General features: G+C 42.0%; 24 protein-coding genes. 16 read left to right on the top strand and 8 right to left on the bottom strand.

What is annotated here, in order from left to right:
* Positions 1-98: 98 nt before the first annotated feature.
* From ACEN2L_RS13325 to ACEN2L_RS13315, 3 genes are read right to left on the bottom strand one after another with little or no spacing between them, the layout of a single operon-like run.
* Positions 99-425 carry a YdbL family protein gene (locus ACEN2L_RS13325; RefSeq protein WP_306021802.1) on the bottom strand — a complete coding sequence of 109 codons (327 nt, stop codon included), beginning with the start codon at positions 423-425 and terminating at the stop codon, positions 99-101.
* Positions 426-448: 23 nt separating this feature from the next.
* The gene (locus tag ACEN2L_RS13320) at positions 449-619 is read right to left on the bottom strand and encodes a YnbE family lipoprotein (RefSeq protein WP_306021803.1); all 171 of its coding nucleotides are present in this window, start codon (positions 617-619) and stop codon (positions 449-451) included.
* 5 nt (positions 620-624) lie between these two features.
* Positions 625-3441, bottom strand: coding sequence for an intermembrane phospholipid transport protein YdbH family protein (locus tag ACEN2L_RS13315; RefSeq protein WP_441744346.1), 2817 nt, complete (start codon positions 3439-3441; stop codon positions 625-627).
* A 246-nt stretch (positions 3442-3687) separates the two neighbouring features.
* Between ACEN2L_RS13315 and ACEN2L_RS13310 the strand changes: the two genes are divergently transcribed.
* Positions 3688-4062: a BlaI/MecI/CopY family transcriptional regulator gene (locus tag ACEN2L_RS13310; protein ID WP_306021805.1), complete on the top strand. Its 375-nt coding sequence runs from the start codon at positions 3688-3690 to the stop codon at positions 4060-4062.
* The gene (locus tag ACEN2L_RS13305) at positions 4055-5281 is read left to right on the top strand and encodes a M56 family metallopeptidase (protein ID WP_441744343.1); all 1227 of its coding nucleotides are present in this window, start codon (positions 4055-4057) and stop codon (positions 5279-5281) included. The genes ACEN2L_RS13310 and ACEN2L_RS13305 overlap by 8 nt, the downstream gene beginning before the upstream one ends.
* A gap of 51 nt (positions 5282-5332) precedes the next feature.
* Here ACEN2L_RS13305 and ACEN2L_RS13300 read toward each other — a convergent pair whose 3' ends face one another.
* Entirely contained in the window at positions 5333-7027 is a 1695-nt protein-coding gene (locus ACEN2L_RS13300; protein ID WP_306021807.1) for an NAD-dependent malic enzyme, read from the bottom strand.
* A 162-nt stretch (positions 7028-7189) separates the two neighbouring features.
* A complete protein-coding gene (locus tag ACEN2L_RS13295) occupies positions 7190-9820 on the bottom strand; it encodes a penicillin-binding protein 1A (protein WP_441744341.1) in 2631 nt (876 codons plus the stop codon).
* Between the two features lie 135 nt (positions 9821-9955).
* Between ACEN2L_RS13295 and pilM the strand changes: the two genes are divergently transcribed.
* From pilM to ACEN2L_RS13250, 9 genes are all read left to right on the top strand, one after another.
* Entirely contained in the window at positions 9956-11023 is a 1068-nt protein-coding gene (gene pilM, locus ACEN2L_RS13290; RefSeq protein WP_441744339.1) for a type IV pilus assembly protein PilM, read from the top strand.
* A complete protein-coding gene (locus ACEN2L_RS13285) occupies positions 11011-11595 on the top strand; it encodes a PilN domain-containing protein (protein WP_306021809.1) in 585 nt (194 codons plus the stop codon). The genes pilM and ACEN2L_RS13285 overlap by 13 nt, the downstream gene beginning before the upstream one ends.
* The gene (locus tag ACEN2L_RS13280; protein ID WP_306021810.1) at positions 11592-12215 is read left to right on the top strand and encodes a type 4a pilus biogenesis protein PilO; all 624 of its coding nucleotides are present in this window, start codon (positions 11592-11594) and stop codon (positions 12213-12215) included. Before ACEN2L_RS13285 ends, ACEN2L_RS13280 begins: the two co-directional genes overlap by 4 nt.
* Positions 12212-12745: a pilus assembly protein PilP gene (locus tag ACEN2L_RS13275; RefSeq protein ID WP_441744337.1), complete on the top strand. Its 534-nt coding sequence runs from the start codon at positions 12212-12214 to the stop codon at positions 12743-12745. The genes ACEN2L_RS13280 and ACEN2L_RS13275 overlap by 4 nt, the downstream gene beginning before the upstream one ends.
* Complete coding sequence (locus ACEN2L_RS13270; RefSeq protein WP_306021812.1) at positions 12738-14501, top strand: type IV pilus secretin PilQ; 1764 nt, start codon at positions 12738-12740, stop codon at positions 14499-14501. Before ACEN2L_RS13275 ends, ACEN2L_RS13270 begins: the two co-directional genes overlap by 8 nt.
* Before the next feature lie 230 nt (positions 14502-14731).
* Positions 14732-15247: a shikimate kinase AroK gene (gene aroK / locus ACEN2L_RS13265; protein WP_306021813.1), complete on the top strand. Its 516-nt coding sequence runs from the start codon at positions 14732-14734 to the stop codon at positions 15245-15247.
* A 28-nt stretch (positions 15248-15275) separates the two neighbouring features.
* Positions 15276-16343 (top strand): 3-dehydroquinate synthase, encoded by a 1068-nt coding sequence (aroB, locus tag ACEN2L_RS13260; protein ID WP_441744334.1) that lies wholly within the window; start codon positions 15276-15278, stop codon positions 16341-16343.
* A 34-nt stretch (positions 16344-16377) separates the two neighbouring features.
* Positions 16378-17829: an SPOR domain-containing protein gene (locus ACEN2L_RS13255; RefSeq protein ID WP_441744333.1), complete on the top strand. Its 1452-nt coding sequence runs from the start codon at positions 16378-16380 to the stop codon at positions 17827-17829.
* 82 nt (positions 17830-17911) lie between these two features.
* Positions 17912-18736 carry a Dam family site-specific DNA-(adenine-N6)-methyltransferase gene (locus tag ACEN2L_RS13250; RefSeq protein ID WP_441744331.1) on the top strand — a complete coding sequence of 275 codons (825 nt, stop codon included), beginning with the start codon at positions 17912-17914 and terminating at the stop codon, positions 18734-18736.
* 45 nt (positions 18737-18781) lie between these two features.
* Here ACEN2L_RS13250 and ACEN2L_RS13245 read toward each other — a convergent pair whose 3' ends face one another.
* The 3 genes from ACEN2L_RS13245 to ACEN2L_RS13235 all read right to left on the bottom strand — a co-directional run bounded on the left by ACEN2L_RS13245 (position 18782) and on the right by ACEN2L_RS13235 (position 20202).
* Positions 18782-18991 carry a DUF2970 domain-containing protein gene (locus ACEN2L_RS13245; protein WP_306021817.1) on the bottom strand — a complete coding sequence of 70 codons (210 nt, stop codon included), beginning with the start codon at positions 18989-18991 and terminating at the stop codon, positions 18782-18784.
* A 7-nt stretch (positions 18992-18998) separates the two neighbouring features.
* Positions 18999-19286: a hypothetical protein gene (locus ACEN2L_RS13240; RefSeq protein WP_441744329.1), complete on the bottom strand. Its 288-nt coding sequence runs from the start codon at positions 19284-19286 to the stop codon at positions 18999-19001.
* 232 nt (positions 19287-19518) lie between these two features.
* On the bottom strand, positions 19519-20202 hold the full coding sequence (locus ACEN2L_RS13235; protein WP_441744327.1) for a TorF family putative porin: 684 nt from the start codon (positions 20200-20202) through the stop codon (positions 19519-19521).
* Between the two features lie 322 nt (positions 20203-20524).
* Between ACEN2L_RS13235 and rpe the strand changes: the two genes are divergently transcribed.
* The 5 genes from rpe (at position 20525) to ACEN2L_RS13210 (ending at position 25656) form a co-directional block, all read left to right on the top strand.
* A complete protein-coding gene (gene rpe / locus ACEN2L_RS13230) occupies positions 20525-21208 on the top strand; it encodes a ribulose-phosphate 3-epimerase (protein WP_306021872.1) in 684 nt (227 codons plus the stop codon).
* Positions 21209-21238: 30 nt separating this feature from the next.
* Complete coding sequence (trpS, locus tag ACEN2L_RS13225) at positions 21239-22246, top strand: tryptophan--tRNA ligase (protein WP_306021820.1); 1008 nt, start codon at positions 21239-21241, stop codon at positions 22244-22246.
* A 100-nt stretch (positions 22247-22346) separates the two neighbouring features.
* Positions 22347-22940, top strand: a complete 594-nt coding sequence (locus ACEN2L_RS13220) for an anthranilate synthase component II (protein ID WP_306021821.1) — start codon at positions 22347-22349, stop codon at positions 22938-22940.
* A gap of 135 nt (positions 22941-23075) precedes the next feature.
* Positions 23076-24191 carry an HDOD domain-containing protein gene (locus tag ACEN2L_RS13215; RefSeq protein WP_306021822.1) on the top strand — a complete coding sequence of 372 codons (1116 nt, stop codon included), beginning with the start codon at positions 23076-23078 and terminating at the stop codon, positions 24189-24191.
* Positions 24192-24450: 259 nt separating this feature from the next.
* Positions 24451-25656, top strand: a complete 1206-nt coding sequence (locus tag ACEN2L_RS13210) for an aspartate aminotransferase family protein (RefSeq protein ID WP_441744324.1) — start codon at positions 24451-24453, stop codon at positions 25654-25656.
* Positions 25657-25681 lie beyond the last annotated feature (25 nt).

Here is a 25681-nt window from a genome sequence, read left to right as displayed (position 1 = left end):
TTTACTTTTAAATGTAGAAGTATTGCGGAAGTATTAAAAGCCAAACAGACATTTTTATGCCTGCTTGGCTTTATTTAAACGTTACCAATATCTCGCTTTTATTTTTTCTGCCATGAGCCATTCACCCATAGATAGTGGCCAGACAGCGTTTTTGCGTACGCTTTTTGAGCTGCCAGTTTTTCTACCTGTTCTAAGGTAATATTATTTTTTGCCGCGAGATCTACATAAATATCTCGGCGTTTCTGATTGACTTCGTTGACTAAGGCTTGCGCGTCAGCTTGCGCTACAACAACACCTAAATAGCCATTATCTTTCTCTCCTACCAAGCCTTGCTGCTTAGCATCATCTAGTTCTAAAGCAAAGGTTAAACTGCTAAAACATAAACTGATAATAAGTAGAATTTGACGGTAAAAATTTATTTTCATTGAAACGACTCCACGGCTAAGTATTAAAATAAGTTACTGTCTTCGCTAAAGACATTATCAAGTTCTTTGTCAACTTTGACCCTGATTTCGTGGTCAATTTTAACGTTAATATTTATAGTAATTGGCTCTTTGGTTTCTACTTGAACGGTGTGAGTACAAGCGACTATGAGCATACTTAATGGGACTACTATCATCTTTTTCACTGTTTACCTCCTTGAGTAATATTTTTTTCAATTTTATCTTGAATCCCGTTTGCGACCCTTAAGGCGCGCAGTAGGTCAAACATATTTTCCTGGTGACTATAATTAAAATTCACTGCTTGTTTTTTTTGTGGGTTTTCGCCAACAAAAGCCAAATCAAGATACAACCAACCGTCTGGTTTAAAGGTCACTTTGCTACTCAATTGACTAAATTGATAATTTTCTAAAAAACTTAGGCTGCTTTGCTGCTGCTTGATCGTATCGAACGCTGCATTGTTACTGATGGTAAGTTTTCCGCCACATTGACTAACAAGTCTGCCATTGTCGACTTCCACGCTAGCCCCTTGAGTTGCAATCGGAATTGCGCCCATCATTTTGCCCGTCACTCGAATGCCAGGCTGATTTTGTAAAGCTACCATTTTTTCAAGATCAAGATCTTGCAATACCACATCGAAGACTTGCTCACGTTGATCGAGCCACACCTCATTCATGCTGAATCTGCCTCCAAGAATATCACCCGAAATATTCTCAAATTTAAACGCGCCTTGCTCTGAAACTAAAATGCCTTCAATTTTTTCTACGGGTATCCCGGGATTTATCGAACTAATTTTCAGTGTAGTTTTATCTAACTGAAGTCCCGCTGAATCAAATTTAACAGGTAAGGTAAGGTCGACCCCACTGAATAAGGTATTAGCATAATGTCCCCCCACATCATTAATACTCATCAAACCGTTCACACTAAACACACCATTTTCTGGCGCTAGGGAGCTGTTAACCGTGCCCGAAAAATTACCTTGCACAAGGGTAAGGTCTGGCAATATTTGTGAGATGAGAGCCTGAATAGTGCTGACTTTCACTGATTCAAATTCAAGCTTTACCTCAGCTTGTTGTTGGCTGATATGGCCTATAGGCAGCCCTGCGTAACTGAGCTCATGCACTGAAAGGGTGGTTTGTAAGTTAAGACCGCTTGAGCCCTTATGGCGAAGAGACGTAGGCGCTAACTTCAATTGTTTTTCATTTATACTGACATTAAGTGCCGCAATATTCGACACGCCATTGAAAGTAAGCTGCTGCATATCCTGAATACGCCCCTGAATAGAACCGCTGATATTTAACGTTTTAAGCGCGGCAGATTGCACATCATTTACCTGATGCTCAAGAGAATATGTCAGGTCAGAGAGAGACTCACCTTGCACCTTAAATTGAACTCCTACTTTGGCAACACTATTCGCAGAGTCATGCACCTGATTGACAGCGGCTTTACCTGTCAAACTCAGCGCACTTATCGCTTGGGTAAGCGCATTGTATTTATCAGGATGGAGTTGACCAGACAATTGAATTTGGCTTTTGGCGCTTGCCACTTCAAGTTCAGATCTTTTTACCTTATTTACAATCCCGTCTAGCGTCATTGTAAAGTTTAAAGGGGGCATGATATTAAGATGGTATTGACTGCTAATTTCGTTCAGTGCCATATCCTTAGTCACCAGCTTGGACGTTTGTAAATCCCCGCTCAGCGCTAAACCCATGTCTTGATTGCCCTGCAACTCAAAGCCTAATTGGGCGCTGGCAATAGACAGGCTGTTGTGATGATAGTTTTCAAGAGTGAGCTGATTTTGCTTTGCACTTAACCCCCATCCACTGCTTGCTAAATCGATGCTGTCAGCCAAGGATAAGTTCACACTTCCACGACTTAGCACAGTCATCTTGCCAGTTTGTTGCATATATTGTGCTAAATCTTGGATGAGCTGAAGTTGATAATCTGCTGTCATTTCACCAGATAAAATATAGTTAAACTGCTTAAGCTCCAAGCTCAGCCATGACTCACTTTCTGCCTTATCTGGCACTTTGCTTATGATTATTTGCGGCAGGTTTACTTGCGTAGGCTGAATATCTATAGGCTGCGGTAAAGTAATAACAAACTGCTCAGCCTGCCAATCTTGCATTAACTGTGGGCGACTCGTGCAGTCAGCCAAATCAACGTGAATATTCAGCTCACTAAAATCGGCAGTCATATTATGCGCTTTAAAAATATCGCCTATGGTCAATGCACTGCTTCCTTTCAGAGACAAACCAAGGTGACAGTTGCTCAGTAATACAGCCTCTGTAAACTCTATTAAGTGAGTGCTTTGAATAGCGGCACCGTCAAAATCGATGTCACTGCTTAACGTAAACGCTTTGAGCAAATTGTCGTTGAGTAAATCAGGATACTGCTGCACAAACGCTTTCGCCGCAGGCACATAATTAACCACATCAAATGCAGACCAATTAACGTGAGCACTGACTCGATTATCTTTTAAACTTAGCTTGGCATTGATATCCCCTGCTAACGTGAGTTCAGTTGCGTTCTCAAGGTTAAGGCTAAAAGCCAAAGGCTCAGCTAATAACGAGGAAGTCAGTTGCACATGCTTAATACGCACAGAAGGAAGATTAGTGGGTATTAAGGCTAGCTCGAAGGAAGAGTCACTGGGAGTTATCTGCTCGTTTTGTGCCGTGAGGTGGTGCTTGATTTGCATAGCTTGCACAGAGATATGCCCATCAGCTCTGTTCCAAACGGCGTCATTTATTACAAGCGACAAATTGGGCGAAGTTATACATAGCTGTGTAATCAGTACATCTAATTGCCAGCTTAGATCAACCGCAATGCAATCAACGCTGATGTCTTGGTCAGCCGCCACATACTCGATGGTCGCTTTTACCAGCGCATTACGCATCAAGAATAGTGTGAGGGTAATGCCCAAAATAATGGCTACCAACCATGTCAATACACTTAAGGAGGTTTGTCCTTGCTGTTTATTTTTGCAAATCAATTTGCTCAAGCTCTGTCACCACGTGTTACAAGAATCATTCTTAAACCTCGCACTATCATATCGAGTTTATGGCTAAAGTGATGAAAAATTTTACTCCGCAAGCCCAATTATTGACTGAGTTCCTCTCAGTTTTGTTTCGTATGACTCTTCAACAGCCTGTTATTCCGCTAACTGGGGAAAAATTACACAAAAATGCTTGCGCTTTTTGATTACAAGTGTAATCTAAATCAACTGACTACAAATGTAATCAATAAAATGATTGAAATAACAAAAACTGAATTTGAAGTATTAAACGCATTGTGGCAAGGGTATCCGGCATCTGCTAACGATATTATTGCTCGTCTTAACCAGCAAAAAAGGTGGCACGAAAAGACCGTAAAAACCTTACTGAGCCGTTTGGTTAAAAAACAAGCCGTCGACTTTGATAAGCCTCAGCGCAGCTATTTGTATTTTCCCCTCATCAACAAAACCGATTATGTACGCTCTGAAAGTAGCAGCTTTGTTAGTCGCTTATTCGCAGGAAAAGTCGCCCCCTTAGTCGCGGGTTTTGCCAATACAGAAAAATTATCTCGCCAAGATATTGAAGATTTAAAGAGCGTGATTGAGCAATGGGAAAAAGACAATGATTAACTGGCTCATTTCACAGCAACTGGTGTTAAGTCTGGCGCTATTGTTATTATTAGTCGCCGAGAAAAAAGCCTTGAAAAAACTCAGCGCCAACCATGTTTACGCTTTATGGTGGCTCGTTCCACTTATATTGTTGGCCAATAATTTACCGCAAGACCTATTCAATTTAGACAATCCGGTGCTATATCAGTATGCAGTTAAAGTAAGTACATCCCATTATACCGCAGGCAATATGCTTAGTTTTAAGCTGGTCTGGTGGCTTGGTGTATTCTGTGTTTTGAGTATCGCATGTATTGCCCAAAAGCAAATTCATCAAGGAGCACAACGCCAACTTGCAACAGCACAAGTGCCGGTGGCTTTGCCTAAATATTTAAAGGTACTCGAATCACAGCACGTCCGCTCCCCTCTTATCTCGGGTATTCGCCCTGCTCGCTTACTATTGCCTGCCGATTTCACCACTAAATTTAGCCTGCAACAGCAGCAACTGATTTTACAACATGAACTGGTGCATTTTCAGCGTGGCGATAATTTGTATAACTTAATTGCACTACTGTTTGTTGCTGTGTTTTGGTTTAACCCGTTGGTTTGGCTGGCCTATGGTGCATTCCGCCGAAGCCAAGAACTTGCCTGTGACGAAACAGTATTAATCAACAAATCAACTCAAGAAAAAATGGCTTACAGCAGAGCCTTGTTGCTTTGTGTCCAAGCCCATACCCCAACACTGTCGATTTATTCACAATACGGAGCAAAACACCCTATGTTATTACGTATAGAGCGCATTAAAAATAAAACAAAAGTAAAAAAGAGTAGCCTAGTTTTTTCTATTATTACCAGTCTCGGTCTACTCGCAGGTGTCGCCATGGCGAATCAACAAGGTAATGCGATAGAAACCAGCAAGATCAATGAGGCGAGTCCGATTGTCAGGATAGAGCCTAAATACCCCTTACAAGCTGCCCAACAAAAAATAGAAGGGTCAGTGGTATTACAGTTTGATATCGAAAAAGACGGCAGTACCAGTAATATTAAGATTATCAAAGCTGAGCCCGACAATGTGTTTGGTAAAACCTCAATCGCAGCTTTGCAAAAGTGGCAATACAAACCACAAATTGTGGGCGGGCAAGCGCAAGTACAACGCAATATTTTAGTCCAGTTAGATTATCGCTTAGATGAAAATCCAGGCCCGATAAAACCATTAATTGAAACCGTAAAGGTCGTGCAATAAGCACAAAAAAGCCGGAGTCATCCGGCTTTCAACTTGAAGTGTGACGTGAGATTAAATACTGACTCGTTTGTAAGGTCGGTATTGAGGTAACCAAAAATGTTTTTCAATACGCTCAAGTAAAATTTCATCAGAGACTTCTAAGGCTAAACCTTGTGCCATAGCAACTTTACCTACCGCAAACGCTATTTTCTTACTTAACTGAGCAATATCTTGTAAAGGCGGCAATAGTGCACCTTTGCCAGTCGTCGCCAGTGGCGAAGCTTCGGCTAGGGTTGCACTCGTTGCCATCAACATTTCGTCGCTAATCAAACTTGCCTTAGCCGCAATGGCACCCAAACCGATACCAGGGAAAATATAGCTGTTATTACACTGGGCGATAGTAAATAGTTTACCCTTGTATTCTACTGGCTTGAAAGGGCTACCTGTCGCGATAATCACTTCGCCATCGGTCCATTCAATCACTTGCTCAGGCGTCGCTTCAACCTGTCTCGATGGATTGCTCAAAGGAAAAATAATTGGCAAAGGGTTATGTTGCTTCATGCCACGGACAACCTGCTCAGTAAACAAACCTGCTTGGCCCGATACGCCAATAAGAATGTCAGGCTTAGCACAATTAACCACATCCATGAGTGAGGGATATTCACCACTGTAAGACCAATCAGTTAATGCGTCATTGCTTTGACATAGGCGCTGCTGGAAATCCCGTAAACCTTGCATTCCTTCCACCAACAAGCCAAAGCGATCCACCATGAATACTTGGCTACGAGCTTGAGCATCGGTGATCCCTTCACTGCACATTTGCTTAATTATTTGCTCTGCGATACCACAACCAGCTGAACCTGCACCAACAAAGGCAACTTTTTGCTGTGATAAGGTGGTGTTTTTTGTTTTACAGGCCGCCAAAATAGTGCCAACAGTGACTGAAGCAGTGCCTTGAATATCATCATTAAAACAACAAACTTGATGACGATACCGCTCTAAAATTGGCATAGCATTGGCCTGCGCAAAATCTTCAAATTGCAACATAACCTCGGGCCAGCGGCGATATATCGCTTTGATGAACAGCTCGATAAACTCATCGTATTCCGCTTGGCCGATTCGTTTATGTCGTGCCCCCATGTACATAGGATCAGCCAGTAATTTTTCGTTATTTGTGCCTACATCTAACATCACAGGCAAGGTATACGCAGGGCTAATACCGCCACAAGCGGTATACAGCGACAATTTACCGATGGGAATACCCATACCGCCAATACCCTGGTCTCCTAGGCCGAGTATACGTTCACCATCAGTCACCACGATGACTTTTACTTTGCGTTTAGTGGCATTTCGCAGAATGTCATCGATTTGATGGCGCTCTGAATACGAGATAAATAATCCACGTGAACTGCGATAAATATCAGAAAACTGCTCACAGGCATCACCTACTGTTGGGGTATAGATGATGGGCATCATTTCATCAATATGCTGTTTAATTAAGCGGTAAAAAAGTGTTTCGTTGTTGTCTTGAATTGCTCGAAGGTAGATATGCTTATTAATAGGCTCCTCGAAGCTTGAGTATTGCATGTAGGCTCGTTCTACCTGTTCATCAATGGTCTCGTAACGAGGGGGTAATAAGCCTGTTAAATTAAAAGCAACACGTTCAGTGGCACTAAAAGCACTGCCCTTATTTAACAGCGGTGTCTCTAGTAAAGCGGGGCCTGCATGGGGAATATACAAAGCATTTGATTCTGCTTTATCTGTCATTTATTTGTCCTGTTAGGTCTTTTTAGTTCGACTAATTATGGTATTCATCTGTCGTTTATGAATACTTTTGCACAATCTATTTGATGCTGACATCAATTAATCGTCCATTGTAAACTGTGCGAGGCCGGATAATGATCCGACCTTCTTGATTATTAAGTAAAATTAAAATATTTCTTCTTCAGCTTTGCTGTTTTGCTCACTATTTTTAGATTCAATTATCTCACTTTCAGTCACAAAGATCTGGGGCTGTGACCCTTCTACAAAATACTCAAACATAGAGGTTTTATCTGTACGATTAGTTAGCTTGCCGCTATTTTTATCGATTCGAACGGTAACCAGGTCAGTTGGCATGGGTAACTGATGTTCAGTAACACCATTTAATGCAATCTGCATAAAGCGTATCCACGCAGGTTGGGCAGCCACAGCGCCGGATTCCGTTTCTGCCATCGCATTACCAATATAGTTAAATTTTTGCGGGTTTTTATTCACCAAATTTTGATTACGACTGGCCCGGCCTAAACGTCTATTGCTGTCATCAAAACCAACCCAGGTGGTGGCCACAAGGTCAGGAGTAAAACCACTAAACCAGGTATCGCGAACATCATTTGTAGTACCGGTTTTTCCTGCTAAATCGTCCCGCCTTAGGAGTAAAGCTGTACGCCAACCAGTACCACGATTATCCCAACTTCCATTAATCTGCACCGCTGAGCGCATCATCTCTGCCACTAAATAGGCATTTTCTGCACTGATAACCCGCGGCGCTTGACGCTTCGGTGGAAGATCCTTAGGACTGTTGTTGGTTTTGCCACTTAATTCGGCGGCAAGTAAGGCTTCTATATCGGCATCGCTTAACGATTGTGATAGGTCTCGCTCTTCTTTAACAGCTGCAATCTCGCAAGGATCACAGGCATAAGCAGGATTGGCTTCCCATAACTTTTTACCGTAGTCATCTTCAATGCGTTGAATAAAATAGGGCTGAATCAAAAATCCGCCATTAGCAATTGTGGCCATCGCCGTCACTATTTCTAAAGGAGTATGTGAGCCTGAGCCCAAAGAGACTGTTTCATCATTAGGTATATCGCCCAAGCTAAAACCAAAACGTGTTAAATGCCGTCTTACGGTATCTAAACCTAAGGCGCGTACTAGGCGCACCGACACGACGTTTTTAGACTTAGTTAGCGCAACACGTAAACGAATAGGCCCATCATACTCTGCGGGAGAGTTCTCCGGGCGCCAAGCAGTGCCGGTACCTGCTTCCCATTGGGTAATTGGCGCATCATTAATAATACTGGCTAAGGTGTAGCCATGATCCAATGCTGCCGAATAGATGAAGGGTTTGATATTCGAGCCTACTTGACGTTTAGCTTGCGTAGCGCGGTTAAACTGACTTTGGTAAAAACTGTAGCCACCTACCACTGACTGGACTGCACCGTTGTGTGGATTTAATGCAACAATTGCGCTACTGGCCTGAGGATATTGCGCGATTTGCCAATGAGCGTCGTCTTCACGCTGACGAATTAAAATTAAGGCACCAGCTTGCACAATATCACTGGCTAACTTGGGGTCTGGCCCTTGTTTGTTATCATTAATAAAAGGCCTTGCCCAGTCCAAGCCTTCCCAATCAATGGTGCGGTATTGGCCATTTTTATCAAACACAGTGATGTCTTGAGCATTCACTTTGGTCACAATTGCAGCATGCAATGTTTCGTAAGTAGGATAATTATTCAGTAACTCCAACATCTGCTGCTCAGACCATGCATTGCTGTGCTCATTTGCTGCTTTCACCTCACTTTTAAGCGATGTTTCAGTGCCGCTCACCCAAAGTTGTTGTAGCGGACCACGGTAACCATGACGCTCATCATAATCATGTAAATTACGACGCAACGCCTTTTGTGCGGCTATCTGTAAATCTGATGGCACAGTAGCATATACCTGGTATCCGCCTGTTTCCGCTTCATCTTTGCCGTATAATGCAATCATTTCGTTGTAAATTTGGTCGGCTAAGTAAGGGGCATCTAACTCAATTTCAGCACCGTGTTTTTTAGCAGTTATCGGCGCATTGTTAGCGCTCTCAAACTCAGCTTGGCTGATATAGCCTTCATCAAGCATACGCATTAATACGATACGGCGGCGTACAATAGCTCTGTCGGGACGACTAATTGGATTGAGCACCGAAGGTGCTTGAGGTAAACCAGCAATGGTCGCTATCTGCGCTAAGTTCAATTCATTTACCGTTTTCCCATAATACACCTGAGCGGCTGCACCAAAGCCAAAAGCTCGATGCCCTAGTTCAACTTTGTTGAGATACAACTCTAGAATCTCGTCTTTACTCAATAACTGTTCCATGTGCCAAGCAATGATTATTTCTCTTATTTTACGAATATAAGTTTTATCTCTCGTAAGAAAAAAGTCTCGAGCCAGCTGCATGGTTAAGGTACTGCCACCTTGGCCTTTTTCACCAGTTAAAACTAAATTAACCAATGCGCGCATCATGCCGATAGGATCTATACCGGGATGTTGATAAAAGCGACTGTCTTCTGTGGCGATCACTGCGTGAATGAGTTGTGGTGGCACTTCTGACAAAACAAGCGGGATACGCCTTTTGACGCCATACTGAGAAATCAGCTTCCCGTCTTGGGTATAAATACGCATAGGAGTTTGTAGGCGCACATCCTTTAATACTTCTATACTAGGCAGATCGGCTTTAATGTAGAAATACGTGCCGGCAACAAGGCCGAGGCCTAGCAGAGACAACACGGTGATACTGATAATGATGGGTTTTAAATACTTCACGAACTAAAAATACCAAGGTAACTTCAACAAAATGACTTACATTTTATACCTATGTACTGTTATTAGATCCATAAATAACAGTTTTTTAAGTAATAATAATCAAATATTGATTAACTTATTGTTGTGGAAAGGAATGTGTTGACAAACCTATTTAGAAAAAAAGCCCAACAAATGATTGGATTAGACATCGGCTCTCGTTTTGTTAAGGCCGTATTGCTCGAAAAAACCAACGGTAAATTTAGCCTGCAGGCTTTTGCGTGCGAGCCCATCATCGGCAACGCGTTTGCCGAGCGAGAAATCAAAGATTTTGAAGCGGTCAGCCACGCCTTAAAAAAGGTTAAAGCCTCCCTTAAAACCAAAAATAAACATGTGGCTATTGCTGTTTCAGGCTCCACGGTTCTTAATAAAATTGTCTACATGGATCCAGGCTTATCTGACTATGAGCTGGAGAGCCAGATAGAACTAGAGGCTGACAGCCTTATTCCTTATCCTCTTGAGGAGGTCTATATTGATTTTGAAGAAGTCGCCGATAGCACCACTACCGCCAATAAGGTCGAAGTTTTACTCAGCGCGGTACATAAAGATATCGTTGACCGTCGCATCACCTTATTAGGTGAAGTGGGTTATGAGGCCAAAATAGTTGATGTTGAAAGTTATTCGTTAGGCTCGGCTGTAGCGAACTTTTATGCCAGTGATGATAAAGACGGCATTTGCTGCCTAAATATCGGAGCAACTTATCTACAGTTATGCTGGGTTAAAGATGGCAAAGTCCACTACACCAAAGATCACAGCTTCGGGATGGATGCCCTAGTGCAAGACTTGGTCTTATTATACAACCAAGAGCGCTCACACATTGAGAAACAATTGCAGACTAATAGCCTACCGGATAATTGGAAATTAGATTCTTACCCCGTTTTTTTAGCTAATTTACAACAGAATATCAATAGAGCATTGCAAGTTTTTGTCAGTGCTACCGGTGCCAAACGTCCAACTAAATTACTGATTTGCGGCGGGGCTTGTCATGTCGCGACTGTCACTGAAGATCTTGCCAATGAATTAGCCATCGACATAGAAATGTTTAATCCCTTTGCCGATATGACAATATCAGACACCTTGCAAAATTCTGAATTAAGCACCTTTGCACCTCAATTAGCGATAGCGGCGGGTTTAGCTTGCAGGAGTTTTAGCCCATGGCACATATAAACTTATTGCCTTGGCGTGAAGCCAAAAGAGTTGAAGAAAAACGCAATTATCTCACCATGCTGGCAGGTATCGCTATTGTTGCCTTCGGATTAATGTTTGGGGTTGGCACGATTGTCGACAACATGATCACCAGCCAAAACCAACGTAATCAGTTTATCGATCAACAAATTGTCGCTTTAGACGCACAAATTGAGAAGATTAAAAATATCAAAAAAGACAAACAAGCCATCGAGCAGCGCATGGCATTGATTGAGCAGTTAGAAGCCAGTCGTAATGCAGTGCCAAAGGTACTCGATGAACTGGTTCGTCTGGTACCGCCAGGGTTGTCCTTTCGTAGTTTTTCTCGTCGTGGCAACCAAGTTGAAGTCTTAGGGGTAAGTGAATCGAACAACAGACTTGCTGACTTTATGCGTCAACTTGAGCAATCAAACGTCTTTAGCAGTGGCGTACTGTCTTCCATCGTTGCAGATACTTCTGCACTCGAAGCCGTCAGTGACTTTAAATTGACCTTTACGATCAATCCGAGTGTTGCACCAGATTTCTCTGCTGAAAACGTGGAGCCCAAAAAATGAAATTTGATGTTAATAAACTGAAAGAAATCAATGAACTTGATTTTGAACAAATCGCAGTTTGGCCATTTGAAGTTAAAACTGTTGTGGCTGTTTTTGTGGCTATTATCGCTTTAGTTGGTGGGTACTACGGTTTAGTGAAGTCTAAATTGCCTTTGTTAGAAGCGGCGCAAAATCGTGAGGCTGAACTCAAGCAAAACTATCAAGCTAAGTACCGTATTGCCGTTAATTTAAGCGCATATGAAGAGCAACTAGCTAGGTTACAAAATGATTTTTCTTCGATGTTAAAATCACTGCCTACCAGCAATGAAACCCCTGGTTTATTGGATGACATTACTTTGGTCGGCACCTCTGCTGGCCTGACTTTTAGACTACTGAACTGGCAAAAGGAAGTACCTAAAGAGTTTTATACTGAGTTACCCATACAAATGGAAGTGACCGGTGGTTACCATAACTTTGGCCAATTTGCCTCTGAAATTGCTGGTTTGCCGCGGATCGTGACGGTACACGACTTTGAAATTTCGCAAGAAGCCAATACCTTAAAACTCAAGTTACAAGCCAAGACCTATCGGACTGCAAAAGGTGATAACGAGCAAAATATTGGAAAGGAGCAAAACAAATGAGATGTATAACTGTATTTGCTCTTACATTAGTCCTTTGCGGCTGTAACGCAGGCATTGAAGATCTGCAAGTCTATATCGCCGAGGTAAAACAAAATACTCCGGTTAATATTGAGCCTTATCCCGAATTTGAAGCAAAACCCACTTTTATTTATTCAGCCTTAGAATTGAGGAGTCCTTTTCAGCATCCAAGAAATATGGGAGTAGAAGTTAAACAAATTTCACAGCCAAATTGCGCGCAGCCTGATTTTTCTCGTAACAAACAGGCACTAGAAAAATTCGGTATCGATGCGTTAAGTGTCACCGGCTTTTTTACTTCAAATGGCAAAAAATGGGCACTGATACAATCTAATACTGGTAGTTTATTCAAAGTGACAAAAGGTGATTACCTTGGGTTATTTTTTGGAAAAATTGATTCGATCAACAATGGCGTAGTTTCGTTCACTGAAATGCTGCCTGATGGTGCTGGCTGTTGGCAGAAAAAGCAGGCCACTCTCACCATGCTTTCAAAGGCAGGAGAAAAAAATGTCTAAATATTCTACTTTTAATGTTCAGTCTTTAATCGCAAAACCAGTTTTGAAATGGTCCATAGGTTTATTGCTTTCGGTTTGGACTTTTAGCGTACTAAGCCAAGAAAGCGGTGTTGTATTAGTCGACACAGACAAACAAGCCAGCAGTGTTTTTAGCTCTGAATTACAAGATATTCAGTTCAAACGTATGCCCAACGGCGGAGCACAAACTACGTTAGTTTTTAGCAACAGTAATTTCCAGATGCAGTTAAGCAAAGCAAATAACAAACTTACCCTGTTACTACCGACCACGCAATTGGCTAAAGAACAGCTGTATAAACTTGATGTCATTGATTTTGCGACACCTGTTTCAATGCTTGAAACCTATCAACAAAAAGCCAGCAGCAAAGTGGAATTTGCACTAGTAGATGAAGTGAGTTTTCGCCATCAAAAATCTGGCAACAATTTGATTATCAATATTGAAAAGATGAGCGAAAAAGTTAAAAGCACGGAAAACAGCAAATTCGCGGGCGAACCTATCTCTTTAGATTTTCAAGACGTTCCCGTCAGACAAGTACTACAAATTATTTCTCAAGTTAACGGGTTCAACTTGGTCACCACGGATACGGTTACTGGCAATGTTACCATCAGCTTATCTGGCGTACCTTGGGATCAAGCATTAGACATGATCTTGAAAATTAAAGGACTCGATAAACGCTTAGAAGGCAACATTCTACTTATCGCACCAACCGAAGAGTTAACTGCTCGTGAGACTCAACAGCTACAGGCAAAACAACAAGTAGCAGAGCTTGCACCACTGGTTTCAACCAATATTCAAATTAACTACGCTAAAGCAATTGATATGGCGAGTATTTTGAAAAATGCTGAAAACACGGTACTCACTCCCCGTGGTACTGTTTCAGTAGATGATCGCACAAACACATTATTGTTGCGCGACACACAATTATCTATTGATGAAGCCAAAGCACTGATAACAGCCCTTGATATACCGATTAAACAAGTACTGATTGAATCAAGAATGGTGACTGTTCGCGACAATGCGGGTCAACAACTTGGCGTGCGCTGGGGGTTTAGTGATAAACAAGATGACAACGGTATTTCAGGCTCGTTAACCGGTGCAGAAACGATTGCAGGCGGCACTATTCCGTCATTGAGCGACAGACTCAATGTGAATTTACCAGTGGCTAATCCAGCAGGAAGAATCGGTTTACAAGTCGCAAGATTAGTAGATGGCACGATATTGGACCTAGAACTGTCTGCTTTAGAATCGGAAAACAAGGGCGAAATTATTGCGAGCCCACGTATTACAGTGGCCAATCAGCACGAAGCTTACATCGAGCAAGGTACAGAAATCCCTTATGTGCAATCAACCTCAAGCGGTGCGACTTCGGTAGAATTTAAAAAAGCGGTACTGAGTTTAAAGGTCACGCCTCATGTCACCCCAGATAACCGTATTATTTTGGATTTGGTGGTAACTCAAGATACTCGTGGCGATACTGTTTCTACTTCTACAGGCCCAGCGGTGGCGATAGATACACAAGAAATCAGCACTCAGGTCTTGGTAGAAAATGGAGAAACTATTGTACTAGGTGGAATTTTTCAGCAAACTACGGCAGATGACATTTCTAAAGTGCCCCTTTTAGGTGACTTACCTGTACTAGGACACTTATTCAAAAACACCTCTGTTAGAAACGAAAAACGGGAGTTATTGATTTTTGTGACACCCAAGATTTTGACGGATAATTTACGTACACAGTAAACAATTGTTGAAAACGGAACTTTTAACATATATAAAACATTAAATTAGCTGTCTAAGCGTATGATTAGACAGCTTTTTTAATGCTAAATTAACAAAGCTTGCAAAATTCGGGGTAAAACTGAGATAATCACGCCCTCGAAATTTCAACGAGGTCTGGTTAATCCATAAAAGGGTAGCCGCACAAACCATTTCTACCCCTTAAATAAACATAATTGTGAATAAAGCAAAAAATGGCTGAAAAACGTAATATCTTTTTAATAGGCCCCATGGGAGCTGGTAAAAGCACCATCGGTAGGCATCTCGCAGATGAACTCCATTTAGAGTTCTTCGACTCAGATCAAGAAATTGAAAAACGCACCGGTGCAGATATCGCTTGGATCTTTGATATCGAGGGTGAAGAAGGATTTCGTGCACGCGAAGAAACCGTGATCAATGACCTGACTGATAAACAAGGCATTGTTCTCGCTACTGGTGGTGGTTCTGTGGTTAGCAAAGCGGTAAGAAACCGTTTGTCAGCCCGCGGAATAGTTGTTTATTTACAAACAACCATAGACAAACAAGTCGCCAGAACCCAAAGAGACAAACGCCGTCCACTGCTGCAAAATGATGATCCAGAAGCAGTACTTCGTCGTTTAGCGGAAGAACGCAATCCGATGTATGAAGATGCAGCTGATTATGTCGTTGATACTGATGACCAAAGTGCTCGCGCTGTGGCCAACCAGATAATCGAGAAAATCGGTCTGTAAACCGGTAGAAAAATAGAGAGCTACGCTTATGGCAACAATTTCTGTTGAGTTGGGTGAGCGTAGCTACCCCATCTTTATCAATGCTGATTTACTTAAACAACCCGATCTGATTCTTCCCTACTTGAAGACTAAAACCGTGGTAGTTGTGACCAACGATGTTGTTGAGCCGCTGTATTATCCTCTACTTTTGAATGCGTTGCAGGGCTGCCAGGTCAGTAAAATTGTTATCCCTGACGGAGAAGAACATAAAACCCTAGCAACTTTCGAATTCGTTAGCTCCAAATTATTAGAAATGTCTGCTGCGCGTGATACCACCATCATTGCACTTGGTGGCGGTGTAGTAGGTGATTTAACCGGCTTTGTTGCGGCCTGTTTTCAGCGCGGAATACCTTTTATACAAATCCCAACAACCTTGTTGTCGCAGGTAGATTCGTCGGTAGGAGGCAAAACAGCAGTAAATCATCCACTGGGTAAAAATATGATCGGGGCTTTTTATCAGCCTCAAGCCGTTTTTATCGACACTAACTCATTACATACTCTGCCAGATCGAGAATTTTCAGCAGGCATGGCTGAAGTAATTAAGTATGGCGTCATCTACGATACCGACTTTTTTAGCTGGTTAGAACAAAACCAAGACTTAATAAAAGCCAAAGATACCGACGCTCTACAATATTTAATCGCTCGTTGCTGTGAAATCAAAGCCGAAGTCGTTGCTATTGATGAACGGGAATCTGGTTTACGCGCCCTACTCAACTTAGGCCATACTTTTGGTCACGCGATTGAAGCTGAGCAAGGTTATGGTAACTGGCTGCATGGCGAAGCGGTAGCAACGGGCATCGTTCTTGCTAGTGAAGTAGCTACTAAGATGAACTGGCTCGATGCGTCAGATTACCGACGAATTGAAACCTTGATAAGCAGTTTTGATCTACCGATAAAAGCACCTCAAGACATGAACTATGAATGTTTTATGCAGCATATGCGTCATGACAAAAAAGTGCAGGCAGGTAAGCTAAACTTCATTATTCCTACTGGAATAGGCCAAGCAAAAGTCACTAATCAAGTATCTGAAGAGGTACTTCGCGCCGTTCTTTCTTAGTAAATACTACTCCCGAATCAATAAAGGGAGTTTGATGACTAATGATGAGAACAGTATGGCGACTTCCGATCTACAAGACCGATTAGAGTATTTAGTAAGCTATTCATCACAGCTAATGTTCATTAGCTCAGACGTAGCAAAACAATCAAACATACTTGATACCTTCATCGCAAAATCAACGGAACAAATTGAAGTCGCTTTAATTGCGGCTTCTACCACTACCCCCTTAGCTAAATATCGTGAGAAACTTTACCAGCAGTTGGTGAGTCAAACTAAATCAGCTGACTTCAATCGGCCACTAAATCAGTTGTTAGCCGAACTTAATCATCATGATGGTCCAATTATTATCAGTGTAAGTAAGGCCGAAAACTTGCCTGATAAACTGGTAAAAGAGTTATGGGAGCTGGTACTTCAAAGCCGCTTTACCAACAACAAACAGCACCTTAATATTTTATTATTTGCTCAAGCATCGTGGGCGAGAGATACGCAAAAATTACTAGGTGGTAAATCGGGTGACAAACCCTTACTTATTAACACCAGTACTAGCGTAGATTCGTTGCAGACTGAATTAAGCTCTGATCTCGATAAACTCATTGCTTTAAAGCGTAAAAAATTTGCTGAACGTTTACAGCAAAGGGCAAACGAACCCCAAACACAAGCAGTATTCTTAAAACGCAAAGGTGTGATTGGGGCGTTTATTCTCATCTTTATTGCCCTTTTTATGGCGATGCTGAGCTGGCAATATCCCGAGGCATTACAATCAGTTTTAGGTCTTAGCCACGATAAACCCGCAAGCCTGCCTGAGTCATCTGAAACTGAAGCACCAGCTAGTAGACAGCTAATAGCTAGTGAGGACTTACCCACAAGTAATGACATGCTAGCAGAACAGCCGATTTTGAGTGAAGAGACTGACAAAATTGAAACAGCATTGCCCCCACAGAGTGAGTCTACTGCCGATCCACTCGTGACCGATTGGCAAACGGCGATAGCCCAAGTTGAAGAGAGCTCAACACAATTTTTATACGAAAAATCAAGCCAACTTAATCGAGAAGAAAGTAGCGAGTCAATTGAGCTTGATGGCCCACTTGCCAGCCTACCTCAGATGAGTGATGTTCAGCCTTCAGTTGTGCAGTCAAATATTGCAACACAGCAAATCGCATCGCCTGAGTATGACATGGAGCAAGCCACTCTCTCTGCACCATTGTCATTACTGAGCGGCACTTACTATATTCAGCTTTTAGCCATGGCCGATAAAGACTTACTACTGCAAAATATCAGTGAACAAAATCTTGCCGCACAAACTTGGGTGTATGAAACGCAACGATTTGGTGGAAATTGGTATGTCTTAATCATGAAGCAAAGTTATGCAAGTTTTGCTGCGGCTAAAGCCGGACTAGAATCCTTACCGACAAATTTGCAAGCTCAATCTCCGTTTGTGAAGTCTGCGAATGTAATACAACAGGAAATAGCGTCAAACTTGCGATAATTTATTGGTGTTTCGCCAGATGGTCGTTACAATTCGCGGGCGTTTTATCATTTTCCTTTGTTAGGCAGCAGTATTAGTCACTATGGCGTTAAAAAAAAATAGAGCATTCCTAAAATGGGCAGGTGGAAAATACAGTTTAATTGAAGCTATAACCGCAAAGTTACCCTACGCGAATAAGTTGATTGAGCCCTTTGTGGGTGCCGGTTCAGTTTTTTTAAATACGCAATATCCTAAATATCTATTAAACGATATCAATCCGGATTTAATTAACCTCTATAAAATAATTCAGAAACGTGCTGACCACTACATCGCAGACAGTGCCAGTTTATTTGTAGCAAGTAATAATTGTGAGACGCGGTATTATGCCTTGCGTGAGAAATTTAATCTCAGCACTGATCGGTATGAAAGAGCGGTTATTTTTCTTTATCTAAACCGCTTTGGCTACAACGGACTGTGCCGTTATAATCAAAAAGGCATATTTAATGTGCCTTTTGGCCGTTACAAAGCCCCTTACTTTCCGCTAAAAGAAATCTTATTTTTTGCAGAAAAATCGCAGCAAGCGGTATTTACCTGCTTACCCTTTGAGCATATATTTTCGCGTTCTCGTTTAGGCTCTGTGATTTACTGTGATCCACCTTACGCACCGATTAGTCAAACGGCAAAGTTCAATAGCTATGCTAGCGGCGGGTTTTCCCTAAGCAGTCAAAATGTGTTAGCTAAGCTAGCCGAAAAATCAGGGTATGAGCGTAATATCCCTGTACTGATTAGTAACCACGATACCCCCTTTACCCGTGAGATATATCAACAGGCTCGATTAACAGAATTACAAGTTAGTCGTTTTATCAGTCAAAGTGGCGGCACACGTAATAAAGTAGGCGAACTGCTGGCTCTATATCAGGCTGATTAAACCTTATTGAAATAATGATTTATGCAGCGATACCGCCAAAGGACACTAGTTGGGTACGATATAAGACACTAAAAAGATAAGCCCAATTATAAACAGCAAGACAAAGATTACCCCTACCACGATATACGGAATAATGGATTGTTGTTGAAAATCTCGCTCTCTGTTTTTAGCGCTTTGCACGCCAAAAGCACTAGCAGCAACGCTCTTGACTATATCAAATAGGGAGGTTTTTTGCGGCTTGTTCGAACTTGCCATGATGGCCCTAAGCCGCTGGTTTGTTTTTAGGTGCTTCAGTTTGACGAGACAGTAGCTCAAGCAAATCTAAAAAATGGAACTGATAAGAATTTGACCGACCACTGACCCATGATAACCAACTAACTTGTTCAACATTTGATGTTGCGCACCGATTAATAGGGTGACTCATTGGTAGCTCACTCGCAAAGACAACATCTTCAGAGCAATCACAAACTGCAACACCATCGTCTGCCGTTGGAAATTGTACATAACTGAGCATCACCGTTAGGATACCAGCACTCAGGATGAATAACATTTTTGACTTCCTGATCATCACGTTAGCTCCGTTTGAAATACTTTGTTGCATTATACTGATGTACAAAACTTCAACAAGGTAACTTTACCGTAATTACATGTCCGTTCATCTCATGTTCAGTTTAGCAACTAGCATCGCCATCGTTTTGTTACAGCCCGATATTTCAGACAAAAAAAATACCAGCATCAAAGCTGGTATTTTTCTGATTAAGCCAAATTGGTTAAATCAATAATTAGAAGCTCGTGCCCCAACTTACTACAAAGTTAGTGTCATCACTGCCAGATTCTTTATCCGCTTTTGATACAGAGAAAGTGAAGTCACCTTTGGCTAGGTCAATTTGAAAATGACCATAATCTGATTCACTAGTAGGGGTGTCAAAGTCGTAATAACCATAAGTTAAACCCAAGCCAAACTCATTAGGTAAGTCAAAACCATAGCTCACGTTGTAATATAGGTCACCAGTACCGAAAGGGGCATCATTGTCAGCTTCACTGTTAATAGTATAAGCAACACCAAAGCCAAAGGCACCAAAACTACCATTGAAATAAAGTTCGCCAAAATTACTATCTTCATAACCCGTTGCTGGGTAGTAATAGTAGATGTAACCTACATCGTAACCGAAATCACCTGACTCGCCACCGTAACCCATGTAGAGATCGACTTCAGCGCCTTTGGTATCAGACGTCTCATCACTCCAATCGATAGACCCGACCCAAGTACCCGCATATACGCCACTTTCGTTTGAATAATCTAGGCCACCAGATACTGAAGGAGCATTTCCGCTTTGCGTAACACCACGCCATAAGTAGTTGCTTGTCGCGCCAAAGTTAGCACTCACTTCAGCAGAAGCAAACTGACTGAATCCTGATGCAGCTAGTAGAGAGGCAGCGATAACGCTTAGTTTTAAAGTTTTCATGTGTGTACTCCAGTTTTATTTATAATACTTTCAGTGTGTTAACTTCTGATTCTGTCGTTATTTTTGTATTTTTATTTCACTTGTAACGCAAATCTAATGCCTAAAAATAGTTGATCTAGGCTTAATAAAAAAAACAAAGTAAACTACTGATTTATATCGATAATTTATTTTACTTTTTTATTTTGGCCAGATTTTAGCCTAAACAAATGCGCCTTCTTTGCACCAATTTGCAACATAAGGGCCTTGATGGTGCAATCCTTGAGTCTAGGTAAATAGGCGTTTTTTCTGTAAAGTAGGGGTTTTAGATTTGACGAGACAAAGCATGCAAGACTATTTGATTGCTCCTTCAATTTTATCTGCTGATTTGGCCAGGTTAGGCCAAGAAGTCGACTCTGTACTTGCAGCAGGTGCAGATGTAATCCATTTCGACGTAATGGATAATCACTATGTGCCTAATCTGACGTTCGGACCGATGATGTGTAAGGCCCTCAGAGACTATGGGATCACAGCCCAAATCGATGTGCATTTGATGGTGCAGCCCGTTGATGACTTAATAGAAGGTTTTGCTAAAGCAGGGGCTAATTTAATCAGTTTTCATCCCGAGGCATCAAAACATCTTGATCGTAGTATCCAGTTAATTATTGATTCAGGCTGCAAGCCCGGTTTAGTAATTAATCCAGCGACCCCTTTAAATTATCTAGATGATGTCATGCATAAGTTACATCACATACTGTTGATGTCGGTAAACCCTGGATTTGGAGGCCAGCAATTTATCCCACATAGTTTGGTTAAATTAAGGCAAATCAAACAAATGATTGTACAATCGGGTTTTGACATCAGATTAGAAATTGACGGTGGCGTAAAAGTCGATAATATCCGCAGCATTGCTGAGGCAGGAGCCGACATGTTTGTTGCGGGATCTGCTATTTTTAACCAACCAAATTATCAGCAGGTCATCGATGCCATGCGCCATGAGTTATCCTTGGCAAAACCACATTTTTGTTAATTATCACCAACTATTGTAGACACAACTATCATGACAAAACCTATTGTACTTAGCGGCTGCCAGCCATCCGGACAACTATCTATTGGTAATTACATTGGTGCATTGCGCCAATGGGTTGGCATGCAGGACGATAATGAATGTTTATACATGTTAGTCGATCAGCATGCGATCACGGTTAGACAAGAGCCTAAAGAACTGCACAAAGCCTGTTTAGATGGCTTAGCCTTATATATAGCTTGTGGTATCGACCCCGCTAAAAGCAGTATTTTTATCCAGTCACATGTACCAGAGCATTCTCAGCTCGCTTGGATAATGAACTGTTATGCGCAAATGGGTGAGCTAAATCGCATGACCCAGTTCAAAGATAAATCAGCAAAAAATATCAGTAATATTAACGTTGGGCTTTATAGTTATCCCGCCTTAATGGCTGCAGACATTCTGCTCTATCAAGCCAATGTTGTACCTGTGGGCGAAGACCAAAAACAACACTTAGAGCTGACGCGTGATATCGCGACTCGTTTTAACAATGTTCACGGTGACATCTTTACTATCCCTGATCCTTATATTCCTGAATTTGGTGCTCGAGTAATGAGCTTACAAGAGCCAACCAAAAAAATGTCAAAATCAGATGATAATCCCAACAACTTTGTGGGTTTATTGGAAGCGCCTAAAGTCATCAGTAAAAAAATTAAACGCGCCATGACTGACTCTGATGAACAAGCTCGTATTTACTTTGACGTAGCAGAAAAGCCTGGGGTATCCAATCTACTTAGTTTGCTGTCTTGTGCGAGCAACCGCTCTATTGATTCGCTTGTACCAGAGTATGAAGGGAAAATGTACGGTCATTTAAAAACCGACGTTGCTGATGCAGTCGTCGCTCTATTAGAGCCAATTCAACAACGTTACGCTGCTTTGCGGGATGACCGCACAGAGCTGGATCGAATCATGCGCATTGGCGCTGAAAAAGCCCGTGAAAAGGCAGCAACAACCTTGGCAAAAGTATATGAAGCAGTGGGGTTTGTTGCCCGTCCTTACTAAATACTCTTAATGTAATGGCTGCCGCCCAAGTAAGAACTCATCTTTTTTGCTTGGGGGGGTATTCAAGGCTTTCATTGACATGCACTAGGGCCACTTAGCAATGCTACTGTTAATCGATAACTATGATTCGTTTACGCATAACCTAGCCCGTTACTTTGTTGAGTTAGGGCAACATGTGACGGTTGTACGAAACGACGAAATAAGCTGTTCAGATATCGCGAAATTAAATCCCAACTATTTAGTTATTTCTCCCGGGCCGTGCACCCCTGATGAAGCCGGAATTAGCCTAACAGCAATTGAGCAATTTGCCGGCAAAATACCTCTGTTGGGGGTGTGTTTAGGGCATCAAGCCATTGGTCAAGTATTTGGCTGCCATGTCACTCGCGCGCAAAATATTAAACACGGTAAAACTTCGCTGGTTCAGCATGGTAACAGTCCCATGTTTAAGGGGATTCCTACCACGTTTACGGCCACACGCTACCATTCACTGATCCTAGATCAGGCCAGCATTAGCCAAGAATTTGCGGTAAGTGCGTGGTGCGAAGAACAGGCTAATCTGCAAGAAGTGATGGCGATTGAACACCGGTCTATGCCCCTAGCGGGTGTGCAATTTCACCCAGAATCCTTGCTGACTGAATTTGGTCATGAAATTTTAGCGAATTTTCTGGCATTCAGTGCCACTAAAAGCTTTTAGTTGGTGCTTTTTTCTAGCACAATGCCTAGTAACAAAAAATTTACAGACATAAACCCTAACATTTACCAGTAAAAAAATAACAATAAAATGACTGACTCCACCAGCATACAAGCGCTAGTAAACCAACGATACCACATGCTTTTTTTAGATGTTAAGGCAGCGCAAGCAAGTTTACTCAATATAGACAAACCGACTTTAAGTGTTATCGAAATTGAGCAAAGTAAGACAGCGCGAAGTTTATTAAGAGTTGAAAAGCAAGCTATCCGAGAAAAAGATCTCAATCAAAAACAAACACTCAATTTTTTAAAAGAAAATTTAGATCGTCTGAACCTTAAAATTGAACAGCGGCTGGTAGAAGAATTAAAGAACACTGAAAATCTGTATCAAAAAATAGTGGGCGTTGATGCGTCAATACCCGAGCTCTTAGACTTTCTCAGTGCAAAAGCCGCTACGATTTCTCGGGTAGAAACCTTGGCCGGTCAAATTCCCTGGTTTTATCAAGAATTACTGAAAGTAGCTAATCAACCTAAATACCGCCGCACAGATAGCAAAGGTAAAACGATTTTAATCGATAGCTTGCGTGTGGCATTAAATATGTTCGGTATCGAAAACTTAAATCCTGTGGTGTTGTCCTTAGCCATACGTCGCTGGTTACCACAGATCACGGATCCCTATCCAAAAATCAAAAATAGAATTTGGGAGGAGGCCTTAGCAACAGCACTAAGTGCTAAAAGGCTCGCCCCACTGTATGACGTCAATGAAGACAATGCCTTCAGTTTAGGAATGTTACACGTTATCGGTACTATTGTTGTGGTAAGACTCTACTTTAGACTATTCGATACTGTACAAAGAGAAGCTCTTGTGGATGCACAAAACCAGCAGCTACATGAGCAACACAATGCCATCTCTCGTCTAGAACCATCTGGCGAATTTTTAAATCAGTTAATTGATAAGTATGCTTTAGCAGTTAGTGCTGATCTAATTAAGATGATGGATTTAAAACGGATTTTCATTGCTGACGCCATGCAAGAAGTCGCGAATAACGCGCCTTTAGCGGAAATCACGCCATTGGCACTCATACTCACACAAGCGATGGGCTACAGTCGTTATCGCTTACTTAAAATGAACAGTTTAATTAACGTTGATGAAGCTAAGACCTACGTAGCCAGCCTCGGCTTACCCAAAGGCGCGCTGGCATTATTAAAAACAACCGACATCAGAACCTTGAATTTAGTCGTATTAAATAAATAATTTTTTTCAGCATAATCATTCATCCCCTTCAATTTTATTACCAAAGCGCTGATTCACTTAACGAATCGGGCTTAGCTAATGGCAAATGTCAGACATTCTATGCAGCTTATTAAATAGTTATTCACTATTAGTGCAAAATTACATGAAAGCCTTTAAATATAAGGATTTGGTCTTTGCTGAGGTGCAGACAAGCGTTGTTTTTCCTGTAATACTACAGCACTTTTTTTAGCCAATTGGCCGCAATTTTAAAGGTAGCACTATGAATGTCACACGCGATTTATTTAATGAAGTGATGGTACCCAACTACAATCCAGCAGCAATGATCCCAGTCAAAGGGCTTGGCTCTCGAGTGTGGGATCAAGAAGGCAAAGAGTATATTGATTTTGCTGGCGGTATTGCAGTAAATGCCTTGGGTCATTGTCATCCAGAATTAGTTGCCGCGCTGACTGAACAAGGCAATAAGTTGTGGCACCTAAGCAACGTATTGACTAACGAGCCAGCCTTACGGTTAGCCAAAAAACTCACTGATGCCACCTTTGCTGAGCGAGTTTACTTCGCCAACTCAGGCGCAGAAGCCAACGAAGCCGCGTTAAAGTTAGCTCGTCGGTATGCCCTTGATGTTTATGGTGAACACAAACAACAAATCATCGCGTTTAAACAAGGTTTTCACGGCCGTACATTTTTTACTGTTACAGTGGGCGGCCAAGCGGCCTATTCAGATGGTTTTGGACCAAAACCCGGTGGCATTGATCATGTCGATTACAATGACTTAGCGGCGCTTGAAGCCTTAATGTCAGACAATACCTGTGCAGTCATGATGGAGCCCTTACAAGGCGAAGGCGGTATTATCAGCCCATCTGACGAGTTTGCTAAAGGTGTCAAAGCCTTATGTGAAAAGTATCACGCCTTGTTGATATATGACGAAGTGCAATCTGGTGTAGGTCGTACTGGCGAACTTTATGCGTATATGGGCTTGGGTATCGAACCGGATATTCTAACCACAGCTAAAGCCTTGGGTGGTGGTTTTCCCATTGGTGCGATGCTCACCACTGCTCGTATTGCCGAGCATCTCAAAGTAGGTACGCATGGCAGCACCTATGGTGGAAACCCCTTGGCCTGTGCAGTAGCTGAACGGGTGCTTGACGTGGTTAATACGCCGGAAGTACTTAACGGTGTAAAACACAAAGAACACATATTCCGTCAAGGCCTTGAAATTATCAACCAAAAATACGCTTGTTTCACTGAAGTTCGTGGCCAAGGTTTACTGCTTGGTTGCGCATTAAATGAAAAATATGCAGGTCGTTCACGAGACTTTCTTGTTGCCGCTGCTGATGAACAGCTAATGTGCTTAATTGCAGGTGCTAATGTTATTCGTTTTGCACCTTCTTTAATTATCCCAGATGAAGACATCAAAGAAGGCTTAGCTCGATTCGAACGTGCTGTCGCGAAAGTTGTTAATGCTTAAGTAACAATGAAGTGAGTAAGCGAAC

The sequence above is a fragment of the Flavobacterium sp. W21_SRS_FM6 genome (assembly GCF_052119645.1).
In the GTDB taxonomy this organism is placed as follows: Bacteria; Pseudomonadota; Gammaproteobacteria; order Enterobacterales; family Alteromonadaceae; genus Paraglaciecola.
The sequence above is the reverse complement of the archived record's forward strand: the minus strand, read 5'-3'. Positions and strand labels throughout refer to the sequence as shown.

What these genes read in the sequence shown, in the direction of transcription:
- ACEN2L_RS13250 (WP_441744331.1), top strand. Translation starts at nt 17,912, where the DNA reads ATGGCGTTAAAAAAAAATAGAGCATTCCTAAAATGGGCAGGTGGAAAA.
- ACEN2L_RS13285 (WP_306021809.1), top strand. Translation starts at nt 11,011, where the DNA reads ATGGCACATATAAACTTATTGCCTTGGCGTGAAGCCAAAAGAGTTGAA.
- ACEN2L_RS13240 (WP_441744329.1), bottom strand. Translation starts at nt 19,286, where the DNA reads ATGTTATTCATCCTGAGTGCTGGTATCCTAACGGTGATGCTCAGTTAT.
- ACEN2L_RS13245 (WP_306021817.1), bottom strand. Translation starts at nt 18,991, where the DNA reads ATGGCAAGTTCGAACAAGCCGCAAAAAACCTCCCTATTTGATATAGTC.
- ACEN2L_RS13325 (WP_306021802.1), bottom strand. Translation starts at nt 425, where the DNA reads ATGAAAATAAATTTTTACCGTCAAATTCTACTTATTATCAGTTTATGT.
- rpe (WP_306021872.1), top strand. Translation starts at nt 20,525, where the DNA reads ATGCAAGACTATTTGATTGCTCCTTCAATTTTATCTGCTGATTTGGCC.
- ACEN2L_RS13235 (WP_441744327.1), bottom strand. Translation starts at nt 20,202, where the DNA reads ATGAAAACTTTAAAACTAAGCGTTATCGCTGCCTCTCTACTAGCTGCA.
- aroK (WP_306021813.1), top strand. Translation starts at nt 14,732, where the DNA reads ATGGCTGAAAAACGTAATATCTTTTTAATAGGCCCCATGGGAGCTGGT.
- ACEN2L_RS13300 (WP_306021807.1), bottom strand. Translation starts at nt 7,027, where the DNA reads ATGACAGATAAAGCAGAATCAAATGCTTTGTATATTCCCCATGCAGGC.
- ACEN2L_RS13320 (WP_306021803.1), bottom strand. Translation starts at nt 619, where the DNA reads ATGATAGTAGTCCCATTAAGTATGCTCATAGTCGCTTGTACTCACACC.
- ACEN2L_RS13275 (WP_441744337.1), top strand. Translation starts at nt 12,212, where the DNA reads ATGAGATGTATAACTGTATTTGCTCTTACATTAGTCCTTTGCGGCTGT.
- ACEN2L_RS13280 (WP_306021810.1), top strand. Translation starts at nt 11,592, where the DNA reads ATGAAATTTGATGTTAATAAACTGAAAGAAATCAATGAACTTGATTTT.
- aroB (WP_441744334.1), top strand. Translation starts at nt 15,276, where the DNA reads ATGGCAACAATTTCTGTTGAGTTGGGTGAGCGTAGCTACCCCATCTTT.
- ACEN2L_RS13220 (WP_306021821.1), top strand. Translation starts at nt 22,347, where the DNA reads ATGCTACTGTTAATCGATAACTATGATTCGTTTACGCATAACCTAGCC.
- ACEN2L_RS13215 (WP_306021822.1), top strand. Translation starts at nt 23,076, where the DNA reads ATGCTTTTTTTAGATGTTAAGGCAGCGCAAGCAAGTTTACTCAATATA.
- ACEN2L_RS13210 (WP_441744324.1), top strand. Translation starts at nt 24,451, where the DNA reads ATGAATGTCACACGCGATTTATTTAATGAAGTGATGGTACCCAACTAC.
- ACEN2L_RS13270 (WP_306021812.1), top strand. Translation starts at nt 12,738, where the DNA reads ATGTCTAAATATTCTACTTTTAATGTTCAGTCTTTAATCGCAAAACCA.
- ACEN2L_RS13310 (WP_306021805.1), top strand. Translation starts at nt 3,688, where the DNA reads ATGATTGAAATAACAAAAACTGAATTTGAAGTATTAAACGCATTGTGG.
- ACEN2L_RS13305 (WP_441744343.1), top strand. Translation starts at nt 4,055, where the DNA reads ATGATTAACTGGCTCATTTCACAGCAACTGGTGTTAAGTCTGGCGCTA.
- trpS (WP_306021820.1), top strand. Translation starts at nt 21,239, where the DNA reads ATGACAAAACCTATTGTACTTAGCGGCTGCCAGCCATCCGGACAACTA.
- ACEN2L_RS13255 (WP_441744333.1), top strand. Translation starts at nt 16,378, where the DNA reads ATGACTAATGATGAGAACAGTATGGCGACTTCCGATCTACAAGACCGA.